26 protein-coding genes are annotated in these 26,934 nt (G+C 63.7%); 15 read left to right on the forward strand and 11 right to left on the reverse strand.

The window, feature by feature from the left end:
• Positions 1-68 precede the first annotated feature (68 nt).
• The 4 genes from GLL_RS13370 to GLL_RS13385 are packed head-to-tail and all read left to right on the forward strand — an operon-like array spanning position 69 to position 3,500.
• The gene (locus GLL_RS13370; RefSeq protein WP_164929056.1) at positions 69-365 is read left to right on the forward strand and encodes a hypothetical protein; all 297 of its coding nucleotides are present in this window, start codon (positions 69-71) and stop codon (positions 363-365) included.
• Between the two features lie 36 nt (positions 366-401).
• On the forward strand, positions 402-2,015 hold the full coding sequence (locus tag GLL_RS13375; protein ID WP_011142585.1) for a B12-binding domain-containing radical SAM protein: 1,614 nt from the start codon (positions 402-404) through the stop codon (positions 2,013-2,015).
• Positions 2,016-2,054: 39 nt separating this feature from the next.
• The gene (locus tag GLL_RS13380; protein ID WP_011142586.1) at positions 2,055-2,711 is read left to right on the forward strand and encodes a hypothetical protein; all 657 of its coding nucleotides are present in this window, start codon (positions 2,055-2,057) and stop codon (positions 2,709-2,711) included.
• 36 nt (positions 2,712-2,747) lie between these two features.
• Positions 2,748-3,500, forward strand: coding sequence for a hypothetical protein (locus tag GLL_RS13385; RefSeq protein WP_011142587.1), 753 nt, complete (start codon positions 2,748-2,750; stop codon positions 3,498-3,500).
• Here the strand turns inward: GLL_RS13385 and mazG are convergent.
• From mazG to GLL_RS13400, 3 genes are all read right to left on the reverse strand, one after another.
• On the reverse strand, positions 3,474-4,973 hold the full coding sequence (mazG, locus tag GLL_RS13390; protein ID WP_011142588.1) for a nucleoside triphosphate pyrophosphohydrolase: 1,500 nt from the start codon (positions 4,971-4,973) through the stop codon (positions 3,474-3,476). The two genes, GLL_RS13385 and mazG, sit on opposite strands and share 27 nt — an antisense overlap.
• A gap of 26 nt (positions 4,974-4,999) precedes the next feature.
• Complete coding sequence (locus GLL_RS13395; RefSeq protein ID WP_011142589.1) at positions 5,000-7,639, reverse strand: DEAD/DEAH box helicase; 2,640 nt, start codon at positions 7,637-7,639, stop codon at positions 5,000-5,002.
• A 96-nt stretch (positions 7,640-7,735) separates the two neighbouring features.
• Entirely contained in the window at positions 7,736-8,044 is a 309-nt protein-coding gene (locus GLL_RS13400; RefSeq protein WP_011142590.1) for a hypothetical protein, read from the reverse strand.
• Between the two features lie 147 nt (positions 8,045-8,191).
• On the opposite strand from GLL_RS13400, the gene GLL_RS13405 reads away from it, so the two are divergent.
• The gene (locus tag GLL_RS13405) at positions 8,192-8,887 is read left to right on the forward strand and encodes a hypothetical protein (RefSeq protein ID WP_011142591.1); all 696 of its coding nucleotides are present in this window, start codon (positions 8,192-8,194) and stop codon (positions 8,885-8,887) included.
• Here the strand turns inward: GLL_RS13405 and GLL_RS13410 are convergent.
• Complete coding sequence (locus GLL_RS13410) at positions 8,859-10,118, reverse strand: hypothetical protein (RefSeq protein ID WP_011142592.1); 1,260 nt, start codon at positions 10,116-10,118, stop codon at positions 8,859-8,861. The genes GLL_RS13405 and GLL_RS13410 overlap by 29 nt on opposite strands.
• A gap of 163 nt (positions 10,119-10,281) precedes the next feature.
• On the opposite strand from GLL_RS13410, the gene nuoL reads away from it, so the two are divergent.
• Positions 10,282-12,099, forward strand: a complete 1,818-nt coding sequence (nuoL, locus tag GLL_RS13415) for an NADH-quinone oxidoreductase subunit L (protein WP_011142593.1) — start codon at positions 10,282-10,284, stop codon at positions 12,097-12,099.
• 332 nt (positions 12,100-12,431) lie between these two features.
• Positions 12,432-13,619 carry a pyridoxal phosphate-dependent aminotransferase gene (locus tag GLL_RS13420; RefSeq protein ID WP_011142594.1) on the forward strand — a complete coding sequence of 396 codons (1,188 nt, stop codon included), beginning with the start codon at positions 12,432-12,434 and terminating at the stop codon, positions 13,617-13,619.
• Between the two features lie 6 nt (positions 13,620-13,625).
• Here the strand turns inward: GLL_RS13420 and GLL_RS13425 are convergent, their stop codons facing one another.
• Positions 13,626-14,864, reverse strand: coding sequence for a cysteine desulfurase-like protein (locus GLL_RS13425; protein WP_011142595.1), 1,239 nt, complete (start codon positions 14,862-14,864; stop codon positions 13,626-13,628).
• A 142-nt stretch (positions 14,865-15,006) separates the two neighbouring features.
• Between GLL_RS13425 and GLL_RS13430 the strand changes: the two genes are divergently transcribed.
• Complete coding sequence (locus GLL_RS13430; RefSeq protein ID WP_011142596.1) at positions 15,007-15,660, forward strand: 2OG-Fe dioxygenase family protein; 654 nt, start codon at positions 15,007-15,009, stop codon at positions 15,658-15,660.
• A gap of 4 nt (positions 15,661-15,664) precedes the next feature.
• Here the strand turns inward: GLL_RS13430 and GLL_RS13435 are convergent, their stop codons facing one another.
• From GLL_RS13435 to GLL_RS13450, 4 genes are all read right to left on the reverse strand, one after another.
• Positions 15,665-16,903: a PQQ-dependent sugar dehydrogenase gene (locus tag GLL_RS13435; protein ID WP_011142597.1), complete on the reverse strand. Its 1,239-nt coding sequence runs from the start codon at positions 16,901-16,903 to the stop codon at positions 15,665-15,667.
• A gap of 95 nt (positions 16,904-16,998) precedes the next feature.
• A complete protein-coding gene (locus GLL_RS13440) occupies positions 16,999-17,388 on the reverse strand; it encodes a hypothetical protein (protein WP_011142598.1) in 390 nt (129 codons plus the stop codon).
• A gap of 125 nt (positions 17,389-17,513) precedes the next feature.
• Positions 17,514-18,143 (reverse strand): sulfotransferase family protein, encoded by a 630-nt coding sequence (locus tag GLL_RS13445; protein ID WP_164929057.1) that lies wholly within the window; start codon positions 18,141-18,143, stop codon positions 17,514-17,516.
• A gap of 123 nt (positions 18,144-18,266) precedes the next feature.
• A complete protein-coding gene (locus GLL_RS13450) occupies positions 18,267-19,346 on the reverse strand; it encodes a dockerin type I domain-containing protein (RefSeq protein ID WP_231848228.1) in 1,080 nt (359 codons plus the stop codon).
• A 111-nt stretch (positions 19,347-19,457) separates the two neighbouring features.
• On the opposite strand from GLL_RS13450, the gene GLL_RS13455 reads away from it, so the two are divergent.
• The 3 genes from GLL_RS13455 to GLL_RS13465 all read left to right on the forward strand — a co-directional run bounded on the left by GLL_RS13455 (position 19,458) and on the right by GLL_RS13465 (position 20,657).
• Positions 19,458-19,766, forward strand: a complete 309-nt coding sequence (locus GLL_RS13455; RefSeq protein WP_011142601.1) for a hypothetical protein — start codon at positions 19,458-19,460, stop codon at positions 19,764-19,766.
• Positions 19,767-19,913: 147 nt separating this feature from the next.
• Positions 19,914-20,222, forward strand: a complete 309-nt coding sequence (locus tag GLL_RS13460; RefSeq protein WP_011142602.1) for a hypothetical protein — start codon at positions 19,914-19,916, stop codon at positions 20,220-20,222.
• Positions 20,223-20,657, forward strand: a complete 435-nt coding sequence (locus tag GLL_RS13465; RefSeq protein WP_011142603.1) for a putative toxin-antitoxin system toxin component, PIN family — start codon at positions 20,223-20,225, stop codon at positions 20,655-20,657.
• 39 nt (positions 20,658-20,696) lie between these two features.
• Here the strand turns inward: GLL_RS13465 and GLL_RS13470 are convergent, their stop codons facing one another.
• Positions 20,697-21,380 carry a peptidylprolyl isomerase gene (locus tag GLL_RS13470; protein ID WP_164929058.1) on the reverse strand — a complete coding sequence of 228 codons (684 nt, stop codon included), beginning with the start codon at positions 21,378-21,380 and terminating at the stop codon, positions 20,697-20,699.
• Between the two features lie 113 nt (positions 21,381-21,493).
• Between GLL_RS13470 and GLL_RS13475 the strand changes: the two genes are divergently transcribed.
• Entirely contained in the window at positions 21,494-23,008 is a 1,515-nt protein-coding gene (locus GLL_RS13475; RefSeq protein WP_011142605.1) for a leucyl aminopeptidase, read from the forward strand.
• A 153-nt stretch (positions 23,009-23,161) separates the two neighbouring features.
• Here the strand turns inward: GLL_RS13475 and trpA are convergent, their stop codons facing one another.
• A complete protein-coding gene (gene trpA / locus GLL_RS13480) occupies positions 23,162-23,992 on the reverse strand; it encodes a tryptophan synthase subunit alpha (protein WP_011142606.1) in 831 nt (276 codons plus the stop codon).
• 102 nt (positions 23,993-24,094) lie between these two features.
• Between trpA and GLL_RS13485 the strand changes: the two genes are divergently transcribed.
• Genes GLL_RS13485 through guaA form a run of 3 tightly spaced genes read left to right on the forward strand, consistent with a single transcriptional unit; the run spans position 24,095 to position 26,931 of the window.
• On the forward strand, positions 24,095-24,514 hold the full coding sequence (locus GLL_RS13485) for a type II toxin-antitoxin system YoeB family toxin (RefSeq protein WP_164929059.1): 420 nt from the start codon (positions 24,095-24,097) through the stop codon (positions 24,512-24,514).
• Positions 24,511-25,242, forward strand: coding sequence for an N-acetylmannosamine-6-phosphate 2-epimerase (locus GLL_RS13490; protein WP_011142608.1), 732 nt, complete (start codon positions 24,511-24,513; stop codon positions 25,240-25,242). Before GLL_RS13485 ends, GLL_RS13490 begins: the two co-directional genes overlap by 4 nt.
• 33 nt (positions 25,243-25,275) lie before the next feature.
• Entirely contained in the window at positions 25,276-26,931 is a 1,656-nt protein-coding gene (gene guaA, locus GLL_RS13495; RefSeq protein ID WP_011142609.1) for a glutamine-hydrolyzing GMP synthase, read from the forward strand.
• Positions 26,932-26,934 lie beyond the last annotated feature (3 nt).

Genomic DNA, 26,934 nt, shown 5'->3' on the forward strand with positions numbered 1-26,934 from the left:
CCGCTACCGTTCGAGGTGCTAATCTCGACGGACTGCTGGCAAACTTTCCGTTTGCGGAGGTGGTAGACATGCTTTCAAGTCAGGTGACGACCGATTCGGAGTGCTGGACGGTTCACCAAACGCACGACGAAGAACTGGAGCGCCTGGGCCGCTACGTCGAGGGGGAATTGTTGCAGGGGCTCAACCTCGTACAGCAAAAGGAGCAGCGGTGTCTGTCGCACTACCGCGAGTGGTGCGCGGATCAGGCGAACAACGGCAAGCGGGCGCGCTTTGTGCTTGCCCTGTGCGAACTGTTGGAATTGTGGCCGAAGCTCGAACACCTGAGCAGCGATCTGGCCGATATGCGCGAAGACCTGGGTTTCTAGGCGGGCCGCCTGCGGCCCTGGTGCTAGATTCGAGGAGTGTTTGCCGACGAAATTCGCTTATTTGATCTGCCTACTGGGGGCGCCGATGCGGTCCCGGTGGTTTTTGCCTTTCCAAATACGTACGACATTGGCATCACCAGCCTCGGCTACCAGGTAGTCTGGCGGCTTTTGGCTTGCTGTCCCGGCGTGCGGGTCGCGCGGCTGTTCACCGATATCCACGAGCCCTTGCCGGCCCGACCGGAGCTGTTGGGCTTCTCGTTTTCGTGGGAACTTGACTACGGCAATGTCTTAGATCTGATCGAGAAGCAGCGCCTGACGCTCTGGGCTTCTGAGCGCGGCGAAGACGAGCCGCTGGTGTTTGGCGGCGGTCCGGTCTTTACTGCCAATCCGGAGCCTTTTGCGCCGTTTTTTGATTTTTTCTTGATGGGCGACGGCGAAGAATTGATTCCCGAGGTGATGGCCACCTACCAGACGGTGCGCACCGCCGGGCGGAGCGAAAAATTGCGCCGGCTCGCCCGCATCCCGGGTGTCTACGTGCCCTCGCTCTACGAAGTGCACCACCGCGACGGTGACATTACCCTTGCGCCGGTGGAAACCGACATCCCGGCCGTTATCGAGCGGCGCACCTTTCGGGGCGAACAGCTGTCGCACTCGGCGGTCGTCACCGAGCGCTCCGCCTGGCCGGGCATCTTCATGGTCGAGGTGGCGCGCTCCTGCCCCGAGTTGTGCCGCTTTTGCCTGGCGAGTTACCTGACTTTGCCTTTTCGGACAGCCAGTTTGGAAGGATCGCTCCTGCCCGCCATCGAGAAGGGCCTCGCCGTCACCGACCGTCTGGGATTATTGGGCGCTTCGGTGACCCAGCATCCCGAGTTCGAGACGCTCATCGACTATCTGGCCCACCCCGCTCGCGCCGGGGTGCGCCTGAGCGTCTCCTCGGTGCGCACCAACACCCTCACGCCCAAATTTTGCGGAACCCTCGCCACGCGCGGCAGCCAGTCGGTGACCGTTGCGGTCGAAAGCGGCTCCGAGCGCCTGCGCCGCATCGTCAACAAAAAGCTCACCAACGACGAGATATTCGCCGCCGCCGAGACCGTCGCCGCCTCCGGCCTGCAGGGGCTCAAACTCTACGGCATGTGCGGCGTGCCGGGCGAACTGGAGAGCGATCTGGAGGCGACCGCCCGGATGCTCGCCGCCCTCAAGAAACAAAACCCGCGCCTCAGGCTCACTTTCGGCTGCAGCACCTTTGTACCCAAGGCCCATACCCCCTTTCAGCGCTACGGCGTCGATCCCTCCGCCGAAAAAAAGCTGCAAAAGCTGCAAAAGCAACTCAAACCCCAGGGCATCGATTTTCGCCCCGAAAGCTACAACTGGTCGGTCATCCAGGCTTTGATCTCCCGCGGCGACCGGCGGGTGGCGCGGGTGCTGGAACTGGCCCGCCACCACGGCAGCACCCTGGGCAGCTTCCGCCGCGCCTTCAAAGAACTCAAAGGCCGGCTGCCGCCTCTGGAACACTACGTCCACGCCCACTGGCCCGACGCCGGAGACTTGCCCTGGGCGCACCTGCGCTCGGGTCTAGGCGAGACCACCCTCGCGCGCCACACCGAGCACGCCCGCGACCTGATGACGCTGGGCGCGACTGCCGTATCTTAAAAGACGTACTTTGAATGTACGTTTTCAATCGGCAATGACATGGCTTCGATAGAACAATCGCTCAGCATCGGTCTGGCGTTCTGGCTTGGTTGCGCAACCGTAATCGCTTCACCGGCCCGGGCACTCCCGGAACTGCCGTCGGCCGATTTGACCGGCAGCGCCGTATCGATCGAAAAATTGCGCGGCAAAGTGTCGATCGTGATTTTGGCCAACCAGGCGAGCGACCAGGAGGCCACCGACGTCAGCCGCGAGATCGTCATGGCGATGAATCCGACCCCCGATCGCTACGCCTTTGCGCTGATTCTCGATTTGCAGGGCATCCCCGATTTTGCCCGCGGCCTGACGATGCCGATCATCGAAAACCGCCTGGAGCAATCCAACCGCGACATCATCGAGCGCCTTCAAAAGACCGGACAGACCTTCCAGCCGCCTTTGCGCCTGGGGCTTCCCGATTGGAGCGGCGAAGCGACCCGCGCCTGGCTGCAGAGCATCCCGGACCCGGACTACGCCATCTTCCGGCAGCAATCGGCGGGCCTGAGCCGCTTCAATCGCGAAAAACTCCAGCGCGACCAGCAGCGCCTCAAAAGCCAGGTGCAGGTGTTCGTCCTCGACCCGGCCCTCAACCTCAAGGCCCACTTCTCGGGACGGCTGGCCGGGGCACGGGCGATCGAGGCGATGCGCACCCTGGCGGGCTGATTCAGTACAATCGCGTTGCGGACGCGGGGTTGTACGGTGCAGAACAAACACGGTGTCTGGATTGTCCTTGGGTTAAGTGCGTGGCTGTGGTCAGGATCGCTCGCTTCGCTACCGGGCCAGGTTCCGCCGCCTCTGCAGACGCCGCCCGAGCAGCCGCCCCCGGCCCCGGTCCTCCCGGCTCCCCTGCCCGAGGCGGATTTACAGGACAACCCCGTCAGCCTGGAGCCCCTGAAGGGCAAAGTGACGGCGGTAGTCCTCTCCAGCCAGGACAACGAGCAGGAAATCTCAGCAGTCAGCCGCGAACTGCTCGCGGCACTCAATAGTGATCGCGACCGCTACGTCTTTGTTTCGATTATGGACCTGGGCGTGGTCCCCGACTTTGCCCGGGAGGTGGCTGTCGGAATCATCGAAGGGCGGTTGGAGCAGGCCGATCGCGATCTGGCCGGCCGCCTGGAACTGTCCGGCCAGAAACTGGCCCCCGGCGTCAAACTGCAATTGCCCGACTGGAGCGGCGAACGTACCCTCGCCTGGCTGCAGGCAAGCCCCGATCCCGAGTACGCGGTCTTCAGAGGTAACCCGCGCAGCCGCTTCGAGCGCGAGCGCACCGAGCGCGAACAACAGCGCCTCAGAAGCTACGCCCAGGTCTTTGTCCTGGACCGGGATCTCACCCTCCAGGCCCACTTCTCGGGCCGCTCCGCCGGGGCAAAAGCCGCCGCGCTGATGCGCACCCTCGCCCAGCCGGTACCCACGGCCCCCGACCCTTCAGGGAGTGTGCGGCTCGACAACTGATGACGGCTGGTAGAGGCGGCGCTTGGCCTTTTGCCAGAGGGCTTCCAGTTCGTCGATCGAATAGCTGGCCAGATCCCGATCCGCCAGTTGCTCGACCAGGGCAAAGCGCGCCAGAAAGCGGCGGTTGGTTTCTCTGAGGGCCGCCTCGGCATCGATTTTTTGCCAGCGGGCGACGTTGATGAGCGTAAAGAGCACATCCCCCAATTCTTCCGCCTGACGCTCGGAGCTCTCATGGGCAATGGCGTGGCGCAATTCGGCCAGTTCCTCTTCGAGCTTCACCCAGACGGCGGGGGCGTCGGGCCACTCAAAACCGATCTTGACGACTTTTTTGGATATCTCAGCGGCAGCGTCCAGCGCCGGCATCTGACGGGCAAGTTTTTCGAGTTTCGCGCTCAACGTGGCAGGCGCGGGCTTTTCCTGGGCCTTGATCGCCTCCCAGTTGACGCGCACGTCTTCAGCCGTGGGCGCCTGGGCGTCGCCAAAGACGTGGGGGTGGCGGCGGATGAGCTTGGACGTAATGCCGCCCGCCACCTCCGCGAGCGTAAATTCACCGCTTTCACTGAATATTTGCGCCTGGAGCACCACCTGCAACAGCAGATCGCCCAGTTCCTCACAGATATCTTCCGCATCGTCCGATTCGATCGCGTCGACCGTCTCGTAGGCTTCCTCGATGATGTACCTGCACAGGGTGCGGGGCGTCTGCTCCAGATCCCACGGACAACCTCCCACCGGGTCGCGCAGACGGCGGATCACCTCGACCAGGTCGCTCACCGCCCGGGTGAGCGCGTAGGACTCGGGGGGCAGGTCGCTCAGAGCAGGCACGAACAGGCTGCTCAGGTGATCAATCTTCGCCTGCCGGTCCAATTCCACCAGCGGCAACCGGGCAACCGCTTCCTCGCCGGTACCCAGGTGATGCAACAGCTGCACCGGATGATCTTCGGGATAGATCTCCAGCAGTTGCAGCTTCACCTCGCTGGCAACCTGTGGCGAATAGACCTGGCTTATCAGTAGCGGCTGGCGCGGGTTGAGGGAAGTGGGCAGCTTGAGCGCGTCGAGCAGTTGCAGCCCGCCGCTCGGATCGAGACCCAGGGCGGTCATAGCCGCATCGATGTAGCTGAGCCCCGGCACCAGCACCACCCGGTAGCGCTCGCGCCCGGCAAGCAGTGCCTGGACAGTCGCCTCGGCCACCAGCGGATGCCCCGGCACGGCGTAGACTGCGGCGCGGTGCACCGCGAGCGCCTGGAGCAGCTCCGCAACGATGCCTTCGTACACCTGCTCGAAGCGTTCGCAGCGCTCGTAGAGGTGATCAAAACTCTCGAAGCGCACCCCCAGATCTGCAAGCGCCGGTACGACCGGATGGATGGCGGTGCGCAAAAAAACAGGGGCTTCCCCCCGCAGCGCCGCGAGCGCCTGGGGGGTGAGCTGGTCGGGCGAACCCGGACCGAGACCGACGATCGTGAGCACTGGCAGCATGCCAAAAGTGTAGCGCGAGCCCGGGGTTAGACCGCTTCGCTGACCGGGAAGCGATCGAGCAACCGCTGGGACTCGGCGCAGGTTTGCCGCACGGTGTCGGTCAAATAGGGAACGTGGGGTACCTGCCTGAGCAGATCGGCCGTGCGGCGCAAAAGCCGCACCAGATCGCCCTCATCGAGGTTTGTGCTTCCACACAACGTCTGCCAGTCGACACCTTTGGCCCACAGTTCGACCAGGCCCACCAACCGCTCCTCCAACCAGACCGAGATGAGCACCTGCTGGCGGCGCTGCAGGCGCACCAGGTTGCGGCGGGTCTGCTGCAGGGCGGCAATCGCTTCTTCCACCTGCGGCGAAGGAGTGACCGTCGCCCAAGTGTTGGGCCGCGGCGGTTCGCTCACGAGGGCGGCAGCCAGCCCCGCCATCTGCACGGCATTCAGCTTTTCGACTTCCGGATTGAGCAGGGCCAGGGCAAGCCACAGTTCGTTGTCTCCGCGGATGGCGGCGGCCACCGCCCCGAGGGCGTTGGGCTTGTGGTTGTCGAGAAATTCGACCTTCTCAAGTACGCGCACCAGGCGCAGAAATTCCTGCCAGTAGCGATCGGATTCGCCGCTCAGCTGCTCCGCCAGGCGCTGGTGGCGCTTCAGCAGTTTTTCGCGGTGGTGCTGGGCGCGCTGGTGGGCGGAGCGGCCGGACCAGCGGTGGGCCGGATGATTCTCCTGGGCCAGGCGCAACTGCTCGACCTCGTTTTTTTGGGCCGTCACCGCCTCCGGCGGCTCGGGCACCGGCAGCGAGGGCAACCGGCAGCTGAGATCCAGGCTCTCGGAGCCGCCCGCGATGTGACCGCCGGGGCGCAGCATCAGGTAGGTAGGAATGGACAGGCCCTCGGCTTCGTCGAAGCGCCCCGAGTGGGGTTGAAAGTCGAGCACCCCCCCGACGCCGGTCACCACCCAGCGGTTGTCGGCGGTGAGGCAAACGAGCATCAGCGGCGGTCCGGGCACCTTGCGCACCAGTACAGCCGTCTTGGCCACCCGGTCGAGCGGGTCGGTCAACACCACCAGCGACCCGACCAGGGCAAATTTGAGCTGACCTTCAAGCGCTTGCTCGCGCTCGCGGTCGGCCTGTTCTTTGAGGATCATCTGCAGCCGCCGCGCCTCGCGCAGTTGGCCGCGCAATTTCTCGTAGGCGGCGAGCTCCGCCTCGCTCACCGGGGCGTCGCCACCCGCGAGCGCCTCCAGTTCGGCACTCACCTCGGCATGCTCGCGGCGCACCGGCTCCAGGTGCAACGTCGCCAGGTACTGCCCGAAGCTGTTGCCCACCAGACGCTGGGCCGTCTCCAGCGAGTGGCGCTCCAGCAAATTGAGCACCATGCCGTAACTCGGGGTGAACTGGCTGACCAGCGGATCCGCCTGGGACAACGCCAGGGCGGCAGCTTCCGGCGCCGATTCAAAAGGACTTTGCAAGGTTACCACATGGCCGACCTCGTCCATACCGCGCCGTCCGGCCCGCCCGGCCATCTGCAAAAATTCCGACGCGTTTAAAGGCCGATGGCCGCTGTCGGTGCGCTTGGAGAGCATCGAGATGACCGTCGTGCGCGCCGGCATGTTGATGCCGGCGGCCAGCGTCTCGGTGGCAAAGACGACCTTGATGAGCCCCTGCTGAAACAGCTCCTCGATGAGCGCTTTCCAGGCGGGCAGGACGCCGGCGTGGTGGACCGCCAGACCGTTGTAGATCTGAGAAAGCTGGTGGGTGCGCACCGCCTCGGGGTGTTCGCGCACAAAATCGTCCACCTGCCGGGCCAGTTGCTCCTGCTCGTGCGCGTCGAGCAGGCACAGATCGCCCAGTTCTTCGAGGGCCTGGTCGCAGCCGCGGCGGCTGAAGATGAAATAAATCGCCGGCAGCATGTCGCGGCGGGCCAGCTGACCGATGACGTACTTGTGGCTGGGGGCATCGGCCTGCAGATTGCGCTCGCCGCGCAAATGCTTTTTGATGTTCTTGAAATGGGGATTGATCCGCTGGTTGCCCCGATCGAGCAGTGGAAAAAGCCCCTTGGGCGAGCAAAAGTGAATTTCCAGCGGCACCGGTCGAAAGTCCGAGTAGATAAGCCGGGTCGGGCCGTGCACGCGGGTGATCCAGTCGGTGAGCTGCCCGGCGTTGGCGATCGTCGCCGAGAGCGCCACCAGCTGGATATTGGCGGGGCAATAGATAATCGACTCCTCCCAGACGGTGCCGCGCTGGGAATCGTTCATGTAATGGCACTCGTCGAGGATCACCGCCTCCACCTGCGCCAAAGTCGTGCCCATCTCGCCCAGGGGCATGCCGTAGAGCATGTTGCGGAAGATCTCGGTGGTCATCACCACCACCGGCGCGTCGCGATTGAGCGAAATGTCGCCGGTGAGCAGGCCGACTTGCTCCGGTCCGAACTGGGAGCAAAAATCGCGGAATTTCTGGTTGGACAGCGCCTTGAGGGGCGTGGTGTAGAAGACCCGTTTTTCGCGTGCGAGGGCGCGGTAGACCATATATTCGGCAATCACCGTCTTGCCCGAACCGGTGGGGGCGCAGACCACCACCGATTCGTTTTCATCGAGAGCGGCAATCGCCTCGCGCTGGAAATCGTCGAGGTCGAACGGAAATAATTGCAGTAGATCGAGTTGGGCGGAGGCGACCACAGGTGCCTGTTCCGGTTTGTGCGTTTTTCCTAGCCTAACCCGAAAGCCCCGCTTGCGTGCATGGAGCGGCAGCGTTCATTGAGGCGCGCGATCGCCCTAGCGGCCGCCGGAGGCGCGGCGGATGCCTTCTTGATAGCCCTGGTCGTAGGCGGAGGAGTTGCGCGGGTTGTCGTAGCGCAGGTGTTTTAGGCCGTCGTTGACCCCCCGGCCGTACTCGGCTTCCGGCGGATAGTAGCCGCCGCGGGTCTGGTTGTTGGCACGGATGGTGTTGACGGCGGTGACCCCCGCGCCAATCCCGATCACCTCGCCCCAGGTAAGGGCCAGGGTCGATACGGGCAACAGCGCACCGAGGGCGACCGGGAGCAGCAGACCGAGGGCGAAACTTGTAGCCGGTTTGCACTTCATCGCAATAGATTCCTCCAAACCACCGGACGGTCGGGGCCGGTATGAAATTATTTTTGCACCCTGTCGGTCGATTGGGACGCAAGTTTGCGGCGGCAGATGGGCGGGATAATCTTGTGCTTATAACGATGGCTGGAGAGCTAGTGCACGATGCCTGAAATTCATTGCCGCGTCCTGGCCGGATGCCTGGCGGTTGCCGTTGGGACAGCGTTGTCGATGCCGCTCGCCGCTTCGGCCCAGGAGCAATCGGCCGCAGCGGCCGCCGCCGCAGTGCGCAAAGCTCCCTTCAGCAAAGTCTTCACGGTCGGCAAAGCCGCTTTTGTCAAAGACAAAGACTACAACCCCAGCGAGCCGAACATCCAGTTTTTTAGCCTCTGGATCGACGCCCCGGCGCAAAAAGCCTTCGAAGTCGCCGTGCGCTACTGCGTGCCCGAACAGGACGTCTCCGGCGACCAGGCGTTCCTGGCCGAGATGGTTCTTCTGGATGGCAGCCGGCCCCTGGTGCGCATCTCCAGGGTGCTTGACACCCAGCGCGCCCGCGAAAAACAGGCCCGCCCGGCCCGCTACAATCCGCCGGTGGTGGTGGGCGGCCTCTACGGCGGCTTCTACGGCGGGTACGTCGTCGATCCCGGCTCGTATTTTCCCGAAATCAAGTGCAGCGCCGGCAGTACCCGCTTCGATCTGGCGGCTCTCAAAAAGCAAATCGCCGGGTTGCCCAATCGCACCTTGAAGGTGCAGTTGCTATTCAGCAACGGTGTCGAGCAGGGCTGGCAGTTGGGGGGTGCCACGGTACAGGCGCTTAAGCAACTGCCCGGCATCAAAAAGTTCGCCGCCCCCCCGGCTTGATGCAGGGTGACCCGCCGGATTCGTCAGGCCGCCATATCCGCCCCGGCCGGTGCGCTGCGTCGATCTCGACCACCAGATTGCAGCAACCGGCGGCAATCAGCGGTTCGACGAATACGGCCCACGGCAGCGAGCGCTGGAAATACTCGACAAATTCAGCAATCTCCGCAGCGGTCATCCCACCCTGAGCGCACCCGACGCGCTCCTGCTCAGCGGTCCATCGCCATTGCCTGCTCCAGTCCAAGTCCCCGGGCTTCAGCACCAGCAGCCGGTCCAGAAACTCCCAGAGCGCTTCGTAGGCGGGCAATTCCCGATTGGATTGCCCAGCTAGGTCATCTTTGAGTAAGTCCTGCGCCACCGGTCGAACCCCCACGCACCAGCCTTCGAAGATCACTGCGTCGGGCCGGGCGCTCAAGACCTGCCATCCGACCGGCAGCCTGTCCACCGCAACCGAGTAGACGAGCCCCGCCAGGTGTAGCCGCGCTTCACCCGCCTCGCACGACCACACAGCCCATCCGTCCTCCGGTGCCTCTAAAAAATTCAGGGGCACGGGGCTGCCCATGTTCTCGGGAAGCGGCAGGTCAAGCCCCTGTACCCGGCAACGCTCCAGAAAGAAACAGCCTTCGCGCACCGGTCCGGCCAGCGTCATTTCTGCGCCCAATTTCACCCAGGCATAGCGGTCTCCCTCGCCGCCCCCGGCGGCTTTGTCGAAGCGGGGCAGCCAAAAAGGCGCCGGCCCGCTTCGGAGGGCCTCCAATGTCCGTACCCCGAGCGCCAGATCGTGGGTGCCGGGTGGGCCGCGCCAACGCAAGGCGGGCCGCTCGGTGCGCAGCCTGCGCCGCTCGGGGGCCGTGAGATACAGATCGTCGATCGACAGGTCCACCGCCCGCCGCCCCAGATGGGCGAGCAAGACCGTGAGCGCCCCCGCGAGGGTGGATTTGCCGCTGCCTTGGGGACCAAGAATCCCCTGGCAAAACAACGTGCCGCTTCGACAGCGCCGATCGATATCGAGAGCCAGCGGCACCCACAACCGCCAGGCCGCCTCCAAGGCCGAGGGCGGTGCGTTCAACCGCGGCCAGCCGGCCGTCAAAAGCTCCACCCGGCTTTCGATTGGCGTTGCCTCGGCCTGCCAAATATCAGAGCGCGTCGCCTCGCCGAGCCATTCCCACGCCTCCGGCCCCGGATCCCGGCCGCCAATCGCCACCTGCAAGCATTCTTGCAAACGCGGGTCCATGAGAATCTCCTTAGCCTAGGCATTTTTTACTAGACTCCGTCCGAGCCAACGGAGTAAAGTAAAGAAAGGTGAAGAATGTGCGGAATGCCTTCAAAGAAGTTGTTTACGGGGCTTCTGGGCACATACAATTTCCCCCTTGGCGGGAAGGACGGTTGCGCGACGTATGGAAAGCCTTGTGCAGTTCGGTTGGCTGATCCCACTTTATTGTTTGGCGGGCGCCCTGTTTTCCCTACCCTGGGCGCTCACCCAGTCGAAAGGCCAGCGAATTGCAGCTTTCGGCGGACTGTTCTTTACCGGGTTGGCGCTGCTGCACGCGAGCTTGATGTTGCCCGAGGTCCTGGCTGGAGCGGGCGGCACCTTTCGCTTTCCATGGATCGATTTTGGAACGCTGAATATCGAGGTGAGCGGCCTGATCAACCCGCTCACCGCCGGCACACTGGTGCTGGTGGCGGGGGTGAGCCTGCTGGTGCAACTGTACTCGCTGGGCTACATGGACCACGAGCCGCGGCTGGCCCGCTACTACGGCCTGCTCAGCTTTTTTACCATGGCCATGCTCGGGCTGGTGCTCTCCGACAACCTGCTCGCCATGTACGGCTTCTGGGAGTTGATGGGCCTGTCGAGCTATCTGCTGGTCGGCTTCTGGTGGTCAAAGCCCGCCGCCGCCGCCGCCGCCAAAAAAGCCTTTCTCACCACCCGCGTCGGCGACTTTTTGCTGCTGATTGGCATTCTGCTGCTCTACGTCAACGCCGGAACGCTTGAAATTACGGCCCTGGGCGAATGGGCGGAAACGGCCACGATCGCCGCTCCCCTCGCCACGCTGATCGTGCTATTGCTGTTCGCGGGTCCGGTGGGCAAGTCGGCCCAGTTCCCGCTGCACGTCTGGTTGCCGGACGCGATGGAAGGTCCGACCCCGGCTTCGGCCCTCATCCACGCCGCCACGATGGTCGCCGCCGGGGTGTTCATGGTGGCGCGCCTCGAACCGGTCTTTGCCCTCTCGAGCACGGCCCTCATGGTCGTCGCCTACACCGGCGCCATCACCGCCCTGGGTTCGGCCCTGATGGCCACGGCCCAAAACGACATCAAGCGGGTGCTCGCCTACTCGACCATCTCCCAGTTGGGCTACATGTTCATGGCTCTGGGCGTCGGAAACACCGAGGCGGCGATGTTCCACTTGTTCACCCACGCTTTTTTCAAGGCGATGCTGTTTCTCGGGGCCGGTTCGGTCATCCACGGCGCCCACACCCAGGACATGCGCGAGATGGGCGGTCTGATGGGCAGAATGCCGGTGACGGCCTTCACCTACGGCATCGGTGTGCTGGCGCTTGCCGGTGTCTTTCCTTTCGCCGGTTTCTGGTCAAAGGACGCTATCCTGCACGCCCTCGAAAAGGCCGAACTGTATCCGGTCTTTGCGATGGGGCTGTTGACCGCCGGTCTGACCGCCTTCTACATGGCCCGCCAGTACATCCTGGTCTTTTTGGGCAAGCCTTCTGAAAAATCGAGCCGCGCCCACGAGTCGACCTGGACGATGTCCCTGCCCTTGGTGATCCTGGCGGTTCCTTCGGCGGCGGCGGGCTGGCTGGGTAACGAGTGGTTCCTCAAAGAAGAACTGGACACGACGCTTCTTGTCCTCTCCTCGGGGGTGGTCACCGTCGGCTTCGCCGTCGCCCTCGCCGTTTACGTCTTCAATCTGGTGCCCAAGTCCGTGGTGCAGGCGCTCGTACCCGTGCGCGCCGCCCTCGAGAACCGTCTCTACATCGACGACTTTTACAGCCGAACCTTCGGCAACGGCTTGGCGGGCATCGCCGTGGTTGTCGCCTGGCTCGACCGCAACGTGGTTGACGGCATCGTCAACCTGGTGAGTGCCGTGACGCTCTTGAGCGGCGAGAGCCTCAAGTACCTGGAGACCGGTAAGGCGCAGCTCTATCTGCTGGTGATTTTCGTCTCGGTGATCGCCCTGGGCGTAATGGTCGGAATGCGCTGAGCGGGACCGTCCTGCAAATTGGCCGATTAAAGTCTTTTAAAAGTGTGGCTTTGCTGCTGTTTCGCGGTGAGCAGGTAGTAGTAGCCCTTGCCATTGAGGTTGATGGACCGCCGCTTCAGCGGCAAGGCAGTACTGCAGGTTGCAGCGCGTTAGTGTCCTGTGAGCAAAAAGGCCAGGTTGGTCTCAGCCTCCAGCACGAGCTGACACGCAGCTGCCATGGGCGCCCTTAAGCCGGCTCCGATCGCCGTCGCTTCGATCCCACCGCCCACGGTTGTGTGTCAAGCTGGGAAAACGGCCAATTTGTGCCAATCGTTATCTGGAGAACTTTCGCCATGTCCCGCCTGGCCACCCGCGTCGCTTCGCTGACTCCATCGCTCACGCTTGCCATTGCCGCCAAAGCCAAGGCGCTGGCGGCGGGCGGCGTCGATGTGTGCGGCCTGAGCGCCGGGGAACCCGATTTCGATACTCCTGCTCCCATCAAGGCGGCGGCCAAGGCGGCCCTCGACCGCGGTGAGACCAAGTACGGACCGGTGGCCGGGCAGCCGCGCCTGCGCGAACGGATTGCCCGAAAGTTGGAGCGCGAAAACGGCCTACCCTACACCCCCGAGCAGATTCTGGTCACCAACGGCGGCAAGCAGGGCCTTTACAACGCGATCATGGCCCTCATCGAACCCGGCGATGCGGTGCTCATCCCGAGCCCCTACTGGCTGAGCTACCCGGAGATGGTTTCGCTCGCGGGCGGTACCTCGGTGCTCTTGCCCACCACCGAGGCGACCGGCTTCAAGATCACGCCTGAGCAACTGGAGGCCGCCATCACCCCCCGCACCCGGTTGCTCATCCTCAATTCCCCCTCCAACCCGACGGGCATGGTCTACAGCCGCCCCGAACTGGAGGCGATTACCGAGGTGGTTCTGCGCCACGACCTGATGGTTCTCTCCGACGAAATCTACGAAAAACTCGTCTACGACGGCGCGCGGCACCACAGCATCGGCGGCCTGGGGCGCGAAATGTTTGCGCGCACGATCACCAGCGGCGGCTTCAGCAAGGCTTTTGCGATGACCGGCTGGCGGCTCGGGTACCTGGCCGGTCCCACGGACCTGATTGGGGCCGCCGGCGCCATTCAGAGCCACAGCACCTCCAACGTCGCCGCCTACTCCCAAGCCGGGGCGTTGGCGGCCCTCGAAGATCCGCAGGTGGCGCTCGAAGTGGAGCGGATGGTGCGCGTCTTCGCCGAGCGGCGCACCGCCATGTACGATGCGGTGGCGGCGATCCCGGGTCTGCGCTGTGCCCGTGCCCAGGGGGCTTTCTATCTGCTGCCGGATATTTCCGCCACGGGCCTCAATTCCACGGCCTTCTGCGAACAACTGCTCGACCAATTCCACGTCGCTGCGGTGCCCGGCATCGCCTTCGGCTCGGACAGCCACGTCCGCCTTTCTTACGCCACCGACCTCGACACCATCTACAAAGGCGTTGAACGTCTCGGCCAGTTTGTGCGCCAGTGCCTGGCCGTGCGCGCCTGAAGCACTCTACAAGATGCTCTCCAGCCCCACGATGAGCCGGTCGATCTCTGCAGGCGTGTTGTAGTGGACCATCGAGACGCGCACGATCCCCCCGGCAGGGGTGAGACCGAGGCTGTCGATGAGGCGGCGGGCGTAAAAGTCGCCCCAGCGGATGCCAATCTTGAGCGGATCGATCCGGGTCGGGATCTCCGAGGCGTGACGGCCCGGAATCCAGAAGCTCACCGTCGGAACGCGCCGCTCGCGGTCCGCCCCGCGCAGACCCAGGATGCGCACGTTTGGCTTACTGGTTAAATAGGCAAGCAGCCGGGCGCCCAGGTACTCCTCGTGGCGGGCAATCGGTTCAAAAGCCTGCTCCACCCGGCCGTGGACGGTGTCGGCCGGTATCTGGGCGTGCAGCGCGGCCAGCTCTTCGCAATAATCGACCAGGCCGCTCATCCCCCAGGCCAGTTCGAAGTTGGCGTTGCCGGGCTGCAACTTGTAGGGAATGTCGTCTTTGCCGATGAAGTAGTGGTTGAGACTCGCCAGCTCCAACAGCCAGTCGCGCTTGCCGTAGAGCACCGCCGCGTGGGGACCGTAGGTCTTGTAGGTGCTGAAGGTCAGAAAATCGACACCGGTGGCGCGCACGTCGATGGCGCGGTGGGGGGCGTAGGCGACCGCGTCGATGCAGACGCGCGCTCCGTAGCGGTGGGCCAGCCGAACGATCTGGGCTACAGGCTGGATGGTGCCCACGACGTTGGAAGCGTAGGTGAAGCACACCAGCCGGGTGCGCTCACCCAGCAACATCTCCAGATCTTCCGGTTCCAGCGTCCAGGTCTCGGGGTTGATCTTCCAGATCTTGAGGGCGAGCCCCCGTTGGTGGGCCAGGCGCACCCAGGGTCCGATATTCGATTCGTGGTCACAGTCGGTGACGACGATCTCATCGCCGGGCTGCAGGCTGGGAGCCATCGCCGCTGCCAGGTTGGAAAGCAATTGGGTGGTGGAGGAGCCGTGGACGATCTCTTCGGGATATTCGGCGTTCAAGTAGGCGGCCATTCGGGCGCGGGCCAGGTCGAGCCGGGCGGTGGCCGCCTCGGAGATCGCATAGGAGGCACCGATCTGCACGTTGGTGGTCAGCAAAAAATCGGCAATCCGCTCGACCACCCGGCCAAGAATCTGCGAACCGCCCGCGTTGTCTAAAAAAGTCCACTCACCCATCAGCGCCGGAAACTGCCGCCGCACAAAATCGAGATCGAGCACATTATTCATATTGCGTTTGCTGAGCGCCTTTCCCAATCTATCCCGGATGGCAGTGTCGCAGGCCCTGGCCTCTGTAAAAAATGTTTATTACGCTACATTTTAATTGGGGAGCGATTTATAATGGGTCTGGACGCAGCAGAGGAAAGCGCGCATGGAACAGTTGTTTACCCTGCAGCGGCTGGATTTTGATGTCTCTGAAATTCGTACCTATTTTGCATCGCTTCCGGCCGATCAGTACACGCCCGGCGGTTATCGCACGCGCCGGTTCGATTGCTTCAAACTGTCGACTGCGGGGCTGATTAAACTACCCCATCAAGATTTTTACCAGAGCAGCGATTACAATCCCAAGCTGGGAGGGATTGTGCGCTCCTATCAACCTCTGGCAGATGAGTTGACCGGACTGGCGAGTTTCGCTCAACTGTTGCAAACGTTCGCCCGCCTGTCGGCATTGCGCGGCGAGGCCGTCGAAATCGGCGTGCACCAGCTGGAGATCAGCTGCAGCGAGGGTCATTTGGGCTATCCCGCTCCCGAGGGCATCCACCAGGACGGCTTCCAGGTGATCGGCATCTACGTGGTGGGTGTGGACAACCTGCAGGGGGGCGAGACGCTTCTGTACCGCGAGAAGCACGGCAGGCCGATTTTGCGCTGGACGCTCAATCCCGGCGAACTGCTGGTCATCAACGACCGCGAGCTGTTTCACTACACCTCGCCTATCCGGGTGCAGCAGCCGGGCCGGGGAGTGCGCGACGCCTTCGTCTTCACGGCGAACGCACTGGCGGGCGGGCAGTACAGCACTGCCGCCTGAGCGCTTAGCGGCCGGTGTACGCCACGCGCCAGACGGTATTGCCCGCGTCGTCGGCCACCAACAGCGATCCGTCCGCGAGGGTGGTCACCCCCACCGGCCGCCCGTAAACTTCGGAGCGGGCCTCATCGGCGATAAAACCAGTCAAAAAGTCCTGGGCAGGACCGGTGGGCTGACCGTTGCGAAACGGCACAAAAAGCACCTTGTAGCCTGCGAAGCGCGAACGGTTCCAGGAGCCGCGCTGACCGATAAAGGCGCCGCCGTGGTAGGTGGCCGGAAAAGTGCGCGCCCGGTAGAAGGCGAGCCCCAACGAGGCGGTGTGGGCACCCAGGCCAAAATCCGGCTCGACGGCCTTGGCCACCAGGTCGGGGCGCTTGCCCTTCTGGCGCGGATCTTCGTTCTGGCCGAAGTAGGCGTAGGGCCAGCCGTAGAAGGCACCCTCGCGCACGCGGGTGAGATAATCGGGCACCAGGTCGTCCCCCAGGTGATCGCGCTCGTTGACGACTGTCCAGAGGCTGTTGCTGTCGGGCAGCCAGTCCATGCCCACCGGGTTGCGCAGGCCGCCGGCAAACACGCGCAGGCCGCTGCCGTCGGGGTTGACCTCCAGAATCGCCGCCCGCCTCGGATCTTTGGCGTCGATATTTTCTTCATCGACGTTGGTGGCCGATCCCACGGAGATATAGATTTTTTTGCCGTCGGGGCCGGCCGTCAGATTGCGCGTCCAGTGGTTGTTGTAGCCGGTGCCGGGCAGATCGACGATCTTGGTTCCTGGCGCGGCGATGCGCAGTTGGCCGCTTTTGTAGGGGTAGCGCAGCAGGCCGTCGGTGTTGGCCACGTAGAAACTGTCGCCCAACACCAGCATGCCGAAGGGCAGGTTGAGGCCGCTTAGAAACACCGAGCGCACCTCGGGGGTGCCGTCGCCATTGCCGTCGCGCAGCAGGGTGATACGGTTGGCGGAGGGACCGTACCTTGGGGTGCGCGACTCAGCCGCCAGCACATCGCCGTTAGGTAACACGTACAGCCAGCGCGGATTGTCGAGTTCCCCGGCAAAGCGGCTTACCCGAAAACCCGCCGGGGCGACAGGGGTGCGACCCTCCGGCCAGCCGATTGCTTCGGCGCGCTTGGTGGCGGAGGGGGTGGCAAAGGGCTGGGGCAGCATCTCTTTGGCAGTGGCGAAGGACAATGCCGAAGCGCCGACCGCCAGGGCCAGGGCTGAAGCTGTTGCAGTGCGGACGACCCAATTCATCGCCGATCCTTAGCTTGCAGTTGTGCAACCGATCGTAACCCGCGTCTTCACAGTTTGCGGCAGCCGCAAACCACTGCCTCAGGGTTCGCGAGACGCTACGCGGTGCTATCGTCCTCTTCGCCGCAGGGCATCTGTGCGTATCTTTCCGACGCGCCGCAGGAATCTTCTGAGTAGACCGCTTCCTCGTGCGAGTCGAAGATTTCGTTGGCGGCCAATCCGCCGATCAAGCCGTAGGCTGCGGCGGCCGGGGCGGCGCCGATGCCTCCCGTAGCCAGCACAAAAGCGCCGACACCGACGCCGATGCCGATTGCTCCCCAGGTTTCGCCGTCCAAACCCCAAAAACTGCCGTCGCCCGTATCGAGATCCAGGCCCAGAATGTTGCCGTCGCTTCCCTCGGGCACCTCCTCCAGAAACATCTGCGCGAGAGTGGCTTCCTGGTCTTCGTTGAGATTTTCCTGTTCGTTCGCTTCCTCGGGTCCGGCCATACTTCCCTCCAATCACAGCCCTGACCGGCCCAGATACCCTTGGTCGCCCGCTCCTGGGGAGTGCCGACAGATCAGGCAGGTCGCTCCACGCTAGGGAATCCCGGCAAGAAGTAAAGAGGCAATCCTCAGCCGCCGCCGCTGAAGGTGGCGATGCGCGCCTTGAATTCGGCGGTGTCGTTGGCGTGGGGAAATGGTGCCTCCGGCACGGCCACACCCAAAAACCGGCAGAGCGGTTCCCAACCTTCCTTGACTTCGAAGACCAGCAGCCGCTCAGCGGGAACCGCGGCTTTGACCGCCTCGATGTGGCGGTTGAACACCGCCACGGCGTGCTCGCGGTCTTCGAAACGACCACCAAAGGTGCCCTCCCAGATGATCCTATCCACCATGCGGCTGAACTGGGTCCGCTCAGAAATCGGGGGCTTACCGGAACTGTAGATGGTCTCGAAGGCGCTCTGGTACCACTTGTAGGGGTCGCGCACGCTCAGCAGCACCTTCGCCGCCGGGAAGACCTGGATCAATTCTCGGTAGAACGCGCAGGTCGGCCAGTCCACCGAGGAGCGGAAATTCTGGTACAGCGCTTTCCAAGCGACCGGTTTGCCCTGGGAGGCGTCCTCCCACGTCTGTAGGTGGCCGGGATTTTTCTGCCCGTCCAGCACCTCCACCATGTGGTAGCAAGGCCCAAACCCAAGCATCTCCAGGGCAATCTTGAGCGACAGGGTACCCGTTCTGCCAAAACCCGCGCCGATTATTTCCATACACACACCTTCACGCAGTTCACAGTCCGATCGTAAGGCCCCGCAAAGCGCCTGCGGCTCGCCTTTGATCGAAAACCGGAGCGCTCCCGGGCACACCAGTCGAGCACGGCCGGTCCGCTGCGATCAAGGATTGGTTCCGTCGTTGCCCGCCCTGGGGGTGCGCACCACGTCGCCGCGCACGCGGATGCGGCGAGCGGAGGCGCTGCTGTCCACCAGCAGCAAATGGGCCAGCTCGACATCGTCGTAGTTGACCAGGCCGAAGCGCCGACGCAAGTCCTCCAACTCATCGCCCGCCGCCCCCGGCAGCCGCAGCGGGTGGGTCTCCAGGCGCAGGCGGTTCTCGCCGCGGCGCAGCAGGGCGGCGGGAAGCCTGACGGCAATGTTGTCGCCGTTGAGATAAATCTTCTGCAGCGGCCGGTCGTTGAGATAGATGCGCAAGCCGTCCGGGCGGCTGCCGGCAAACTGGCTGAGGGCCGATTGGCCGGCGGCGACGGAGTGGGCCGTATCGAGGCCGATCAGCGAACCGATGCGCAGCGTCAAATCCTCAGGTTCGCCGTCGATCTCGAAGGCGCGCTCCAGGCGCGGCCCCTGGGCCTGGAGACGAAATTCGCTGTAGTTGGCCGAACCATAGCCGTACTTGTCATCCCCCAGGTGGTGCACCCGGTCGTCGAGCACCACCAGACGCGGCGAGAGCCGCTCTAATTCCAGGCGGAACCCCCGGCGCTTGCCGCCCGCTGCGGCCGAAGGCGCGTAGTTGTCGGCCTTGGCGGTGAGGATCTTGCCAGCGCTCGATTTAGGTAGCTTGAAGCGGCCCTCACTGTCGGTGCGCACGCTCACCCCTTCATCCGGCAGCGACACTTCCACCCCCGCGAGCGGTTTGCCCGTGGCCCGATCGACCACCACACCGCTGTCGGCGCTCTCGGCCTGGATTTCACCCGGCCCCTGGCCGCGGGTCATCCCCATCAACCGCCCGGCCAACTTCTCGCGATCCGCACCGGTAATGCGGCCGTCGCCATCGCCGTCGGCCGCCCGGATCTGCTCGTCCTGCAACAGTGCCGTCCCCGCCAGGTAAGCGTCGATGGTCTCGATATCTTTTCCATCGAAGCGGCCGTCGCCATTGGCATCGCCGCTCTGGGCCACCGCCGGGACAGCCAGCACAACTAGAACTGCTGCAATCGCGCTGAGCAAGGCATAGACGGCCACGGCCACAATCCGAAGCGACCGCCTTCAATCTAATCGATGGGGCAACGAACGGCAGGTGGGATCGAGCCCCCGCAAGCGCAGTAGGATGGAAATACACTATGAAGTTTTGTAATGTCTAGCAACTGGTTCCGCAATCTGTTGATGTTTGACGGATTCCTCGCGCCCGAGCGCGAAGTGCACAGTGAAGCCCCCCGCACGCAACCAAAGGCGGCGGCTCGCGCGGCGCTGGCGGTGGCTCCCGAGCAACCCAAAAAGCCTTCCCCCCAAATCGGGCCGGCTATAGTGCCGGAGGAGCGCGAAGCTTCGGTCGTTGCCGCCGTTGTCGAAACCGAGCTTGAAAAGCCGCAGGCTGAGCCACCGCTGGAAGCGCAACCGGTGGCCGACTGGCAGCGCATCTTGGGCTGGACCGGCCGGGATTGAAACTAAAGCAATTGCAAAATGCTTTAGACTGGCCCCATGGGCGAGTATCCGGTCGATTCGAAGGACATCGAAAGTTCGCAGCAAAGCTTGCACTCCGCGGGCCGAAGGGTTCCCGGCGACCGGACAAAGACCCGCCACGGAGTTTCTATGAGTGCTGCGGGTTGGGTGGGATTAGAGTCTGTGGCTGGAAAACTCGGTTTATCGATTTCGGAATTATTGGAGCAGATAGGACGCGCTCGGCTCGTCGTACTAGATAGCCGGTCTGTGTGCGGTGAGCAGTCGGTTGGGGACATCGTCACAGAAAATCGAATGCTGCACCGGGCCATTGCAGGCATAGATCCCTGGCCCGGTATAGATCAAGCCTGGCAGCGGGGACAAAATTTTGAGCCGCATGCCGTCGAAGACGATGTTGCCGAGGCTTTGCGCGAAGTGCGCGAGGAGCGGGCTTCTTCGTAAGTGCGCGTCTTTCTGGACACGAACATTGTTGTCAGTGGGGTAATCACTCCCAACGGATCGCCGGGGCGGATCTTGCACGCCCTACGCGAGCGACGCTTTGAGTTGGTTAGTTGTGTTGAGCTGGCCGAAGAAATCGTCTCAGTCTTTGGACGCCCGAAGATCCGGCAGCGCTATCCCCACGCAGTCGAGGCGTTGGAGCAAATATTGGCTTTGCTACTGAGCGAAACGTCTATGGTCGTTTGTCAAGCAGGACCGTTGCCGACCATCTCCGATCCGGCAGATGCGGTTTTACTGGCAAGAGCAGCGGCTGGTGGCGCCGACTATTTTGTGAGCGGCGACAAGTCGGACCTTTTGGCTTTGGACATGTATCAGAACATCAAGATAGTCAGTGCCGTCCAGTTTCTCGAAATTCTCGGCGAAAACCCTGTTTCGTGAATTAGGAGCCTACCTCCTGCGCCACTGCGGTTCGCCTGGCTAGGGAGTCTTGGGGACGGCTCCGGCGGGTGGTGCGGAGGTCTCTGCGGCCTTGAGAATCTTGTCGCCCGCCCGGATAGCGGCCACTACCTCCATGCCGCTCACCACCCGCCCGAAGACCGCGTAGCGGCCATCCAGGGCGCGGATCGAGGGGTTGTCGGAAAGGGCGATATAGAACTGGGAGCTGGCGGAATTGGGGTTATTGTCCCGTGCCCAGGCAAGCGCACCTTTGCTGTGGGTGAGCACCGGCGGGGTGGTCGTTTCGACGATGCGGCCGTAGACGGGCTCCTTGGCACCGGTGGGTTTGATTTCCAGCGGAATCGTGCGCTCGCGGCCGGTGGCCGGGTCGATAAAGCCGCCGGTGCCGTTGCCTTTGGGATCGCCGCCCTGGATGACAAAATCGGGCACCACCCGGTGGAAGACCAGGCCATCATAAAATTTGCGCTTCACCAGATCCAAAAAATTACCGGCGGAGACCGGGGCGTTCGGACCGTCCAGTTCGAGCACAATCGCTCCTTTAGTCGTGTCGAGCTTGACGTAGGCCTTGGAAGTAAGCTGGGGCAGAGTTTTGATCCGATCGGGCGAAGCGGCGGCCGGGATCGGCCCGGAAGGCGGGTCCGCCGCCAGAGCAAGACCGGGAATCACCAGAAGTAAGGCGAGGGCTGAAGCGCACAGTCGAAGCATGCAGACACGTCCAAAACCACCGCAACGATGGTAAAGCAATGCCCCGCCCGCCGCCACGGCGATCCCCTGGCGAAGCTAACTTAGAGAAATCAGCAAAGCAACGGAGTCAAGGCATGGAATTTGAAGCGGTCCGGATCTCTCCGGGGAAATATCGGGGGGACGCCCTGCTGGTGGGCCTGTTCCAGGACGGGCCGGAACCGGCCCTGGCCCTGGCCGCCCTCGATGCGGCGGTGGCGGCGGTGGTGCTCGAAGTCATTTCCGAAGAAGAATTTAAACCGAAAAGCCGCCAGAAGCTCACGGTGCGCGTGGGCGGCGATACCGGCCTGCGCAAGGTGGTGCTGGTGGGTCTGGGCGAGCAGGCCAAGTACAAACCCGAGTCGCTGCGCCAGTGCATCGGCGAGGGTGCCCGCACCCTCAAGGCGATCAAGGCGACCACCGCCGGGGTGTGGGTACCGCCCCTGGGCGAGGGCGGCGAAGAGGCGACCGTCGAAGCGCTCGTCGAGGCGATCCGCTTGGCCCTGCACGAGGACAGGCGCTTTCGCTCCAAAAAATCGGACAGCGAAGAAAACGGCAACAGCAACAACGGCGGCGAGAACAAATTGACCAAAGTGAGCCTGGTGGTGGCGGGCGAAGGCGACTACGCCGCGGCCGTCCGCCGGGGCAATATCCTGGCCGAAGGGACGATCTTTGCGCGCGAACTGGTCTCCGCCCCCGCCAACTACGTCACCTCCGTCACCCTGGCTGAGCAGGCGACAGCGATCGCCGAGGCGAACGGCCTGGAGTGCGAGATTCTCGAAAAAGAAGATTGCGAACGGCTGGGCATGGGTGCGTACCTGGGAGTGGCCCAGGGCACCGATTTGCCGCCCAAATTCATCCACCTCACCTACAAACCCGCCCACAGCGCCCCGCGCAAGCGCATCGCCATCATCGGCAAGGGCATCACCTTCGACTCGGGTGGACTGTCCATCAAACCCGCCAAGGGCATGGAATTGATGAAAGTCGACATGGGCGGGGCCGCCGCCGCCCTGGGAGCCGCCAAGGTCCTGGGGCAGCTCAAACCCGACATCGAAGTGCACTTTATCGTGGCGGCCACCGAGAACATGGTCTCGGGCCACGCCATCCACCCCGGCGACATCCTCACCGCCTCCAACGGCAAGACCATCGAAGTCGACAACACCGACGCCGAGGGACGGCTCACCCTGGCGGACGCACTGGTCTTCTCCGAGAAACTGGGCGTCGATGCGATTGTCGATCTGGCCACCCTTACCGGCGCCTGCGTCGTCGCCCTGGGTAACGACATCGCGGGGCTGCTCACCGAAAACGAAGAACTGGCCCGGCAGATCCGCGCGGCGGGTGAGGCGAGCGGCGAGAAGTTCTGGCAACTCCCCATGGAAGAGAGCTACTTCGAAGGGATGAAGTCGGTGGTGGCCGACATGCGCAACACCGGCTCGCGCGAAGGCGGCACGATCACCGCGGCGCTCTTTCTCAAGCAGTTCGTCGAGAAGACCCCCTGGGTGCACCTCGACATCGCCGGTCCGGTGTGGACCGAAAAGCAGAAAGGCTACACCAACCGGGGCGGTACCGGCTTCGGCGTGCGCACGCTGGTACGCTTCGTGCTGGCGCAGTAGCGGCGGACGGTCTATTGGGCTGGGTGGATTAAGAAGAGAGCCCAGAAATTCCCCCCTGGACAATCGGACATATCCCGACTGAGCTCTGTCGTGTTTCCCTCTGCCCCGAGAATACACGGCGGGGCTTTTCGCCGTGAGCCCGCTTAATGTTCCTTAACTTTTTACAGGAAGAGTTTGACTGGCCTTTTTCAATTGGCGACAGAACTCAGCGAGCTGCCCGAGGCGCTCTTCCGGGGCAGCGGTGGCCAGCAGTTGCACGCAGGCGGAACCGACAATGACGCCGTCGGCGCCCAGGGAAGCCACTTCGTGGGCTTGCTCAGGAGTGGAGATGCCAAAACCCACGGCCACCGGACGGGTGGTGAGGGCGCGCAACTGGGCGAGGGACGTGCGCACCGAGGAGGCGACCTGGGTGCGCGCGCCGGTCACCCCGGTGGTGCTCACCAGATAGACAAAGCCGGTGGTGCGCTCGGCGATCCGTCTGAGCCGCTCGGGGGGGCTGGTCGGTGCCACCAGCCAGATGACGTCGAGCCCCTGGACGTTCGCGGCCGTCTGGAGCGCATCGCCTTCTTCGACGGGCAGATCCGGCACCAGCAGGCCGCTGGCGCCACTGGCGGCGAGCCGCTCGACAAATGCTTCGATTCCCACCGCCAGGATCAAGTTGAAGTAGGTGAAGACAATCAGCGGTGCGCGCAACTCGGGGGTGAGGCGGGCCACCAGATCCAACACGGCGCCGGGGGTGGTGCCCCGGGCGAGGGCGCGGGTGGCCGCCGCCTGGATGGTCGGTCCGTCGGCGAGCGGATCGGAGTAAGGCAGGCCCAATTCCAGCAGATCGGCACCGTTGCGGTCGAGGGTGAGCAGCGCCTCGGCGGTGGTCTCCAGATCCGGGTCTCCCGCGGTGATAAACGGGATAAAGGCGACTTCCCGCCGCGCGTGCAAGGCGGCAAAAACGCGGGCGATGCGGCCGGGGGAAGCGAGACTGGACATGGGCGTTCTCCTTGGGTGGCGCGGGGGTTCCCGGCGGCGGGATCGGTGTTAACGTTGATTGTGAAATATGAAGCGGCGATGCCGTTACCGTCCGGTGACAGTATGCAGGAAAGCGAGTCCAATCGGCCATCCTACGGCGATCCTCCCTGGTTGACCAGCGACGACGACACCGTGGCCAAAGCCCGCGCCCAACTGGTGGGCGACTACAACATGTGGGTGCAGCTGAGCGGCGGCGACCGGGAATTGGCCAAACAAATTCTGATCAAAGATTTCCCGCGCGGGCCGTTTGAGGGGGGGTCCGACGAGAATCTGCGCGCCCACCTGGCGGGCCGTTTTCCGTGGCTGTGGGCCTACACCGCCTTTCAGTACCGCGCCGGTATTTTTAATACGATCACCTTCATCATCATGTTGGCGGGGCTCATCTACATCGCCCTTGTCTACGTCCCCCGCGATCAGCGCGCCAAGACCACCGGTTCGCTCGACACCGCCCCCGCCCTCCTCGCCGTCTCCCGCCCGGGATGAACGCCGTGATCGCCCTGCGGGGGCTGATTGTCTCCTGCCAGGCTCCGGAGGGTTCTCCCCTGCGCGACCCGACGATCATCGCCGCCATGGCCGCGAGCGCTTGTTTGAACGGGGCTGTCGCCGTGCGCATCGAATCGCCCGAACACATCCGGGCGGTGCGCGCCCGCGTGGATGTGCCGATCGTGGGTCTCTGGAAGCGCCCCTACGCGGATAGCGCCGTCTACATCACCCCGACTTTTGGCGATGCGGCGGCGGTGGCCCAAAGTGGCGCCGATATTGTCGCCATCGACGCCACCGGCAGACCCCGGCCGGGGGGCGAGTCACTGGCGGAGCTCATTGGGCGCATCCACTGCGAACTGGACAGGCCCGTGCTCGCGGATGTGGCCACCGTGGCCGAGGGCGAAACGGCCGCCCGCCTCGGTGCCGATATTGTGGTCACGACCCTGTGCGGCTATACCGAGGCGACCCTCGGCACACCGCTTCCAGCTTTGGACCTGGTGGGAGCGCTGGCCGGACGGCTTACCGTACCGGTCTGGTGCGAAGGGGGGGTGCAAAGCCCCGAGCAAGTTGCCCTTGCCTTCGCCCGCGGCGCCCGGGCGGTGGTGGTGGGCACCGCTCTGACGGGCCTCGACGCGCGCGTGCGCGCCTTTGCCGAGCGGGCCGTGTCGCCCGCGGTGCGGACAGATCCGGGTACGGCTTTTCACAATCGGGCCAACCAGTCGCTATGATGTGCTGAATAATCTTTCGGTGAGCGCACTACCATGACCTCCAGCCCGACCGCCGCTGCACGGACCGAAGGGGAAGCCGCCCCCACCGTGCCGACCCAGGTCGAAAGCGGAACCGCCCAGCGCCCTGGGCTCGCCCGCGAGATGGTCGCGATCCTCGATTTCGGTTCGCAGTACTCGGAGTTGATCGCCCGCCGCATCCGCGAGACCAAAGTCTACTCCGAGGTGCTGAGCTACCAGACGCCAATCGCCGAAATCCGGCGCCTGGCCCCCAAGGGGATCATCCTCTCCGGCGGTCCCAATTCGGTCTACGAGGCCTACGCGCCCCAGTGCGATCCGGCCCTGTGGGAGCTGGGCATTCCGATCTTGGGCGTCTGCTACGGGATGCAACTGATGGTCCAGCAATTGGGCGGGGCGGTCGAGCGGGCTGAGCGGGCCGAGTACGGCAAAGCTTCGCTGTTTATCAACGATCCGACGGACCTGTTCACCAACGTCGAAGACGGCACCACCATGTGGATGAGCCACGCCGACTCGGTCCTGCGGATGCCCGAGGGTTTTGAGCTGTTGGCCCACACCGAGAACACCCCCTGCGCCGCCATCGCCCACCACAGCCGCCACCTCTACGGTGTGCAGTTCCACCCGGAGGTGGTCCACTCGCGCGGCGGCATGGCCCTGTTGCGCAACTTCGTCTACCACATCTGCGGCTGCGAACCCGAGTGGACGACCGCCGCCTTTATCGAGGAGGCGATCCGCGAGGTGCGCGCCCGGGTGGGCGACAAACGGGTGTTACTCGCCCTTTCCGGCGGGGTCGATTCTTCGACGCTCGCCTTTTTGCTGCACCGGGCGATCGGCGACAACTTGACGTGTATGTTCATCGACCAGGGCTTCATGCGCAAGAACGAGCCCGAGCGGTTGGTCAAGCTTTTCAAAGAACAGTTCCACATCCCGGTGGCCTACGTCGATGCGGCCGAGCGCTTTATTGTCCGGCTGGAGGGGGTGAGCGACCCAGAGCAAAAGCGCAAGATTATCGGCGCCGAATTTATCCGGGTATTCGAGTCGGAGTCCCAGCGGCTCGGGCCTTTTGACTATCTGGCCCAGGGCACGCTCTATCCCGACATCATCGAGTCGGCGGGCGAAAATATCGACCCGAAGACCGGCGAGCGGGTGGCCGTCAAGATCAAATCCCACCACAACGTCGGCGGCTTGCCCGAAAATTTGCGCTTCAAGCTGGTCGAACCGCTCAAGCGACTCTTCAAAGACGAAGTGCGCCAGGTGGGCCGCGCCCTGGGGCTGCCGGAGGAAATCGTCCAGCGCCAGCCTTTTCCAGGACCGGGTCTTGCCATCCGTGTGCTGGGAGAACTCACCAAGGACAAAGTCGACATCCTGCGCGAGGCCGACTTCATCTTGCGCCAGGAAGTGAACCGCTCCGGCCGCTACAACGACTACTGGCAGTCGTTTGCGGTGCTGCTGCCGGTCAAGACCGTGGGGGTGATGGGCGACCGGCGCACCTACGCCTACGCCCTCGCCCTGCGCTTTGTGACCAGCGAAGACGGCATGACCGCCGACTGGGCGCGGGTTCCCTACGACCTGCTGGAGCAAATCGCCAACCGCATCGTCAACGAGGTGCCGGGCATCAACCGGGTGGTGCTGGACATCACCTCCAAGCCGCCCGGCACGATCGAGTGGGAGTAAGGT

Source organism: Gloeobacter violaceus PCC 7421, assembly GCF_000011385.1.
Classification (GTDB): Bacteria; Cyanobacteriota; Cyanobacteriia; order Gloeobacterales; family Gloeobacteraceae; genus Gloeobacter; species Gloeobacter violaceus.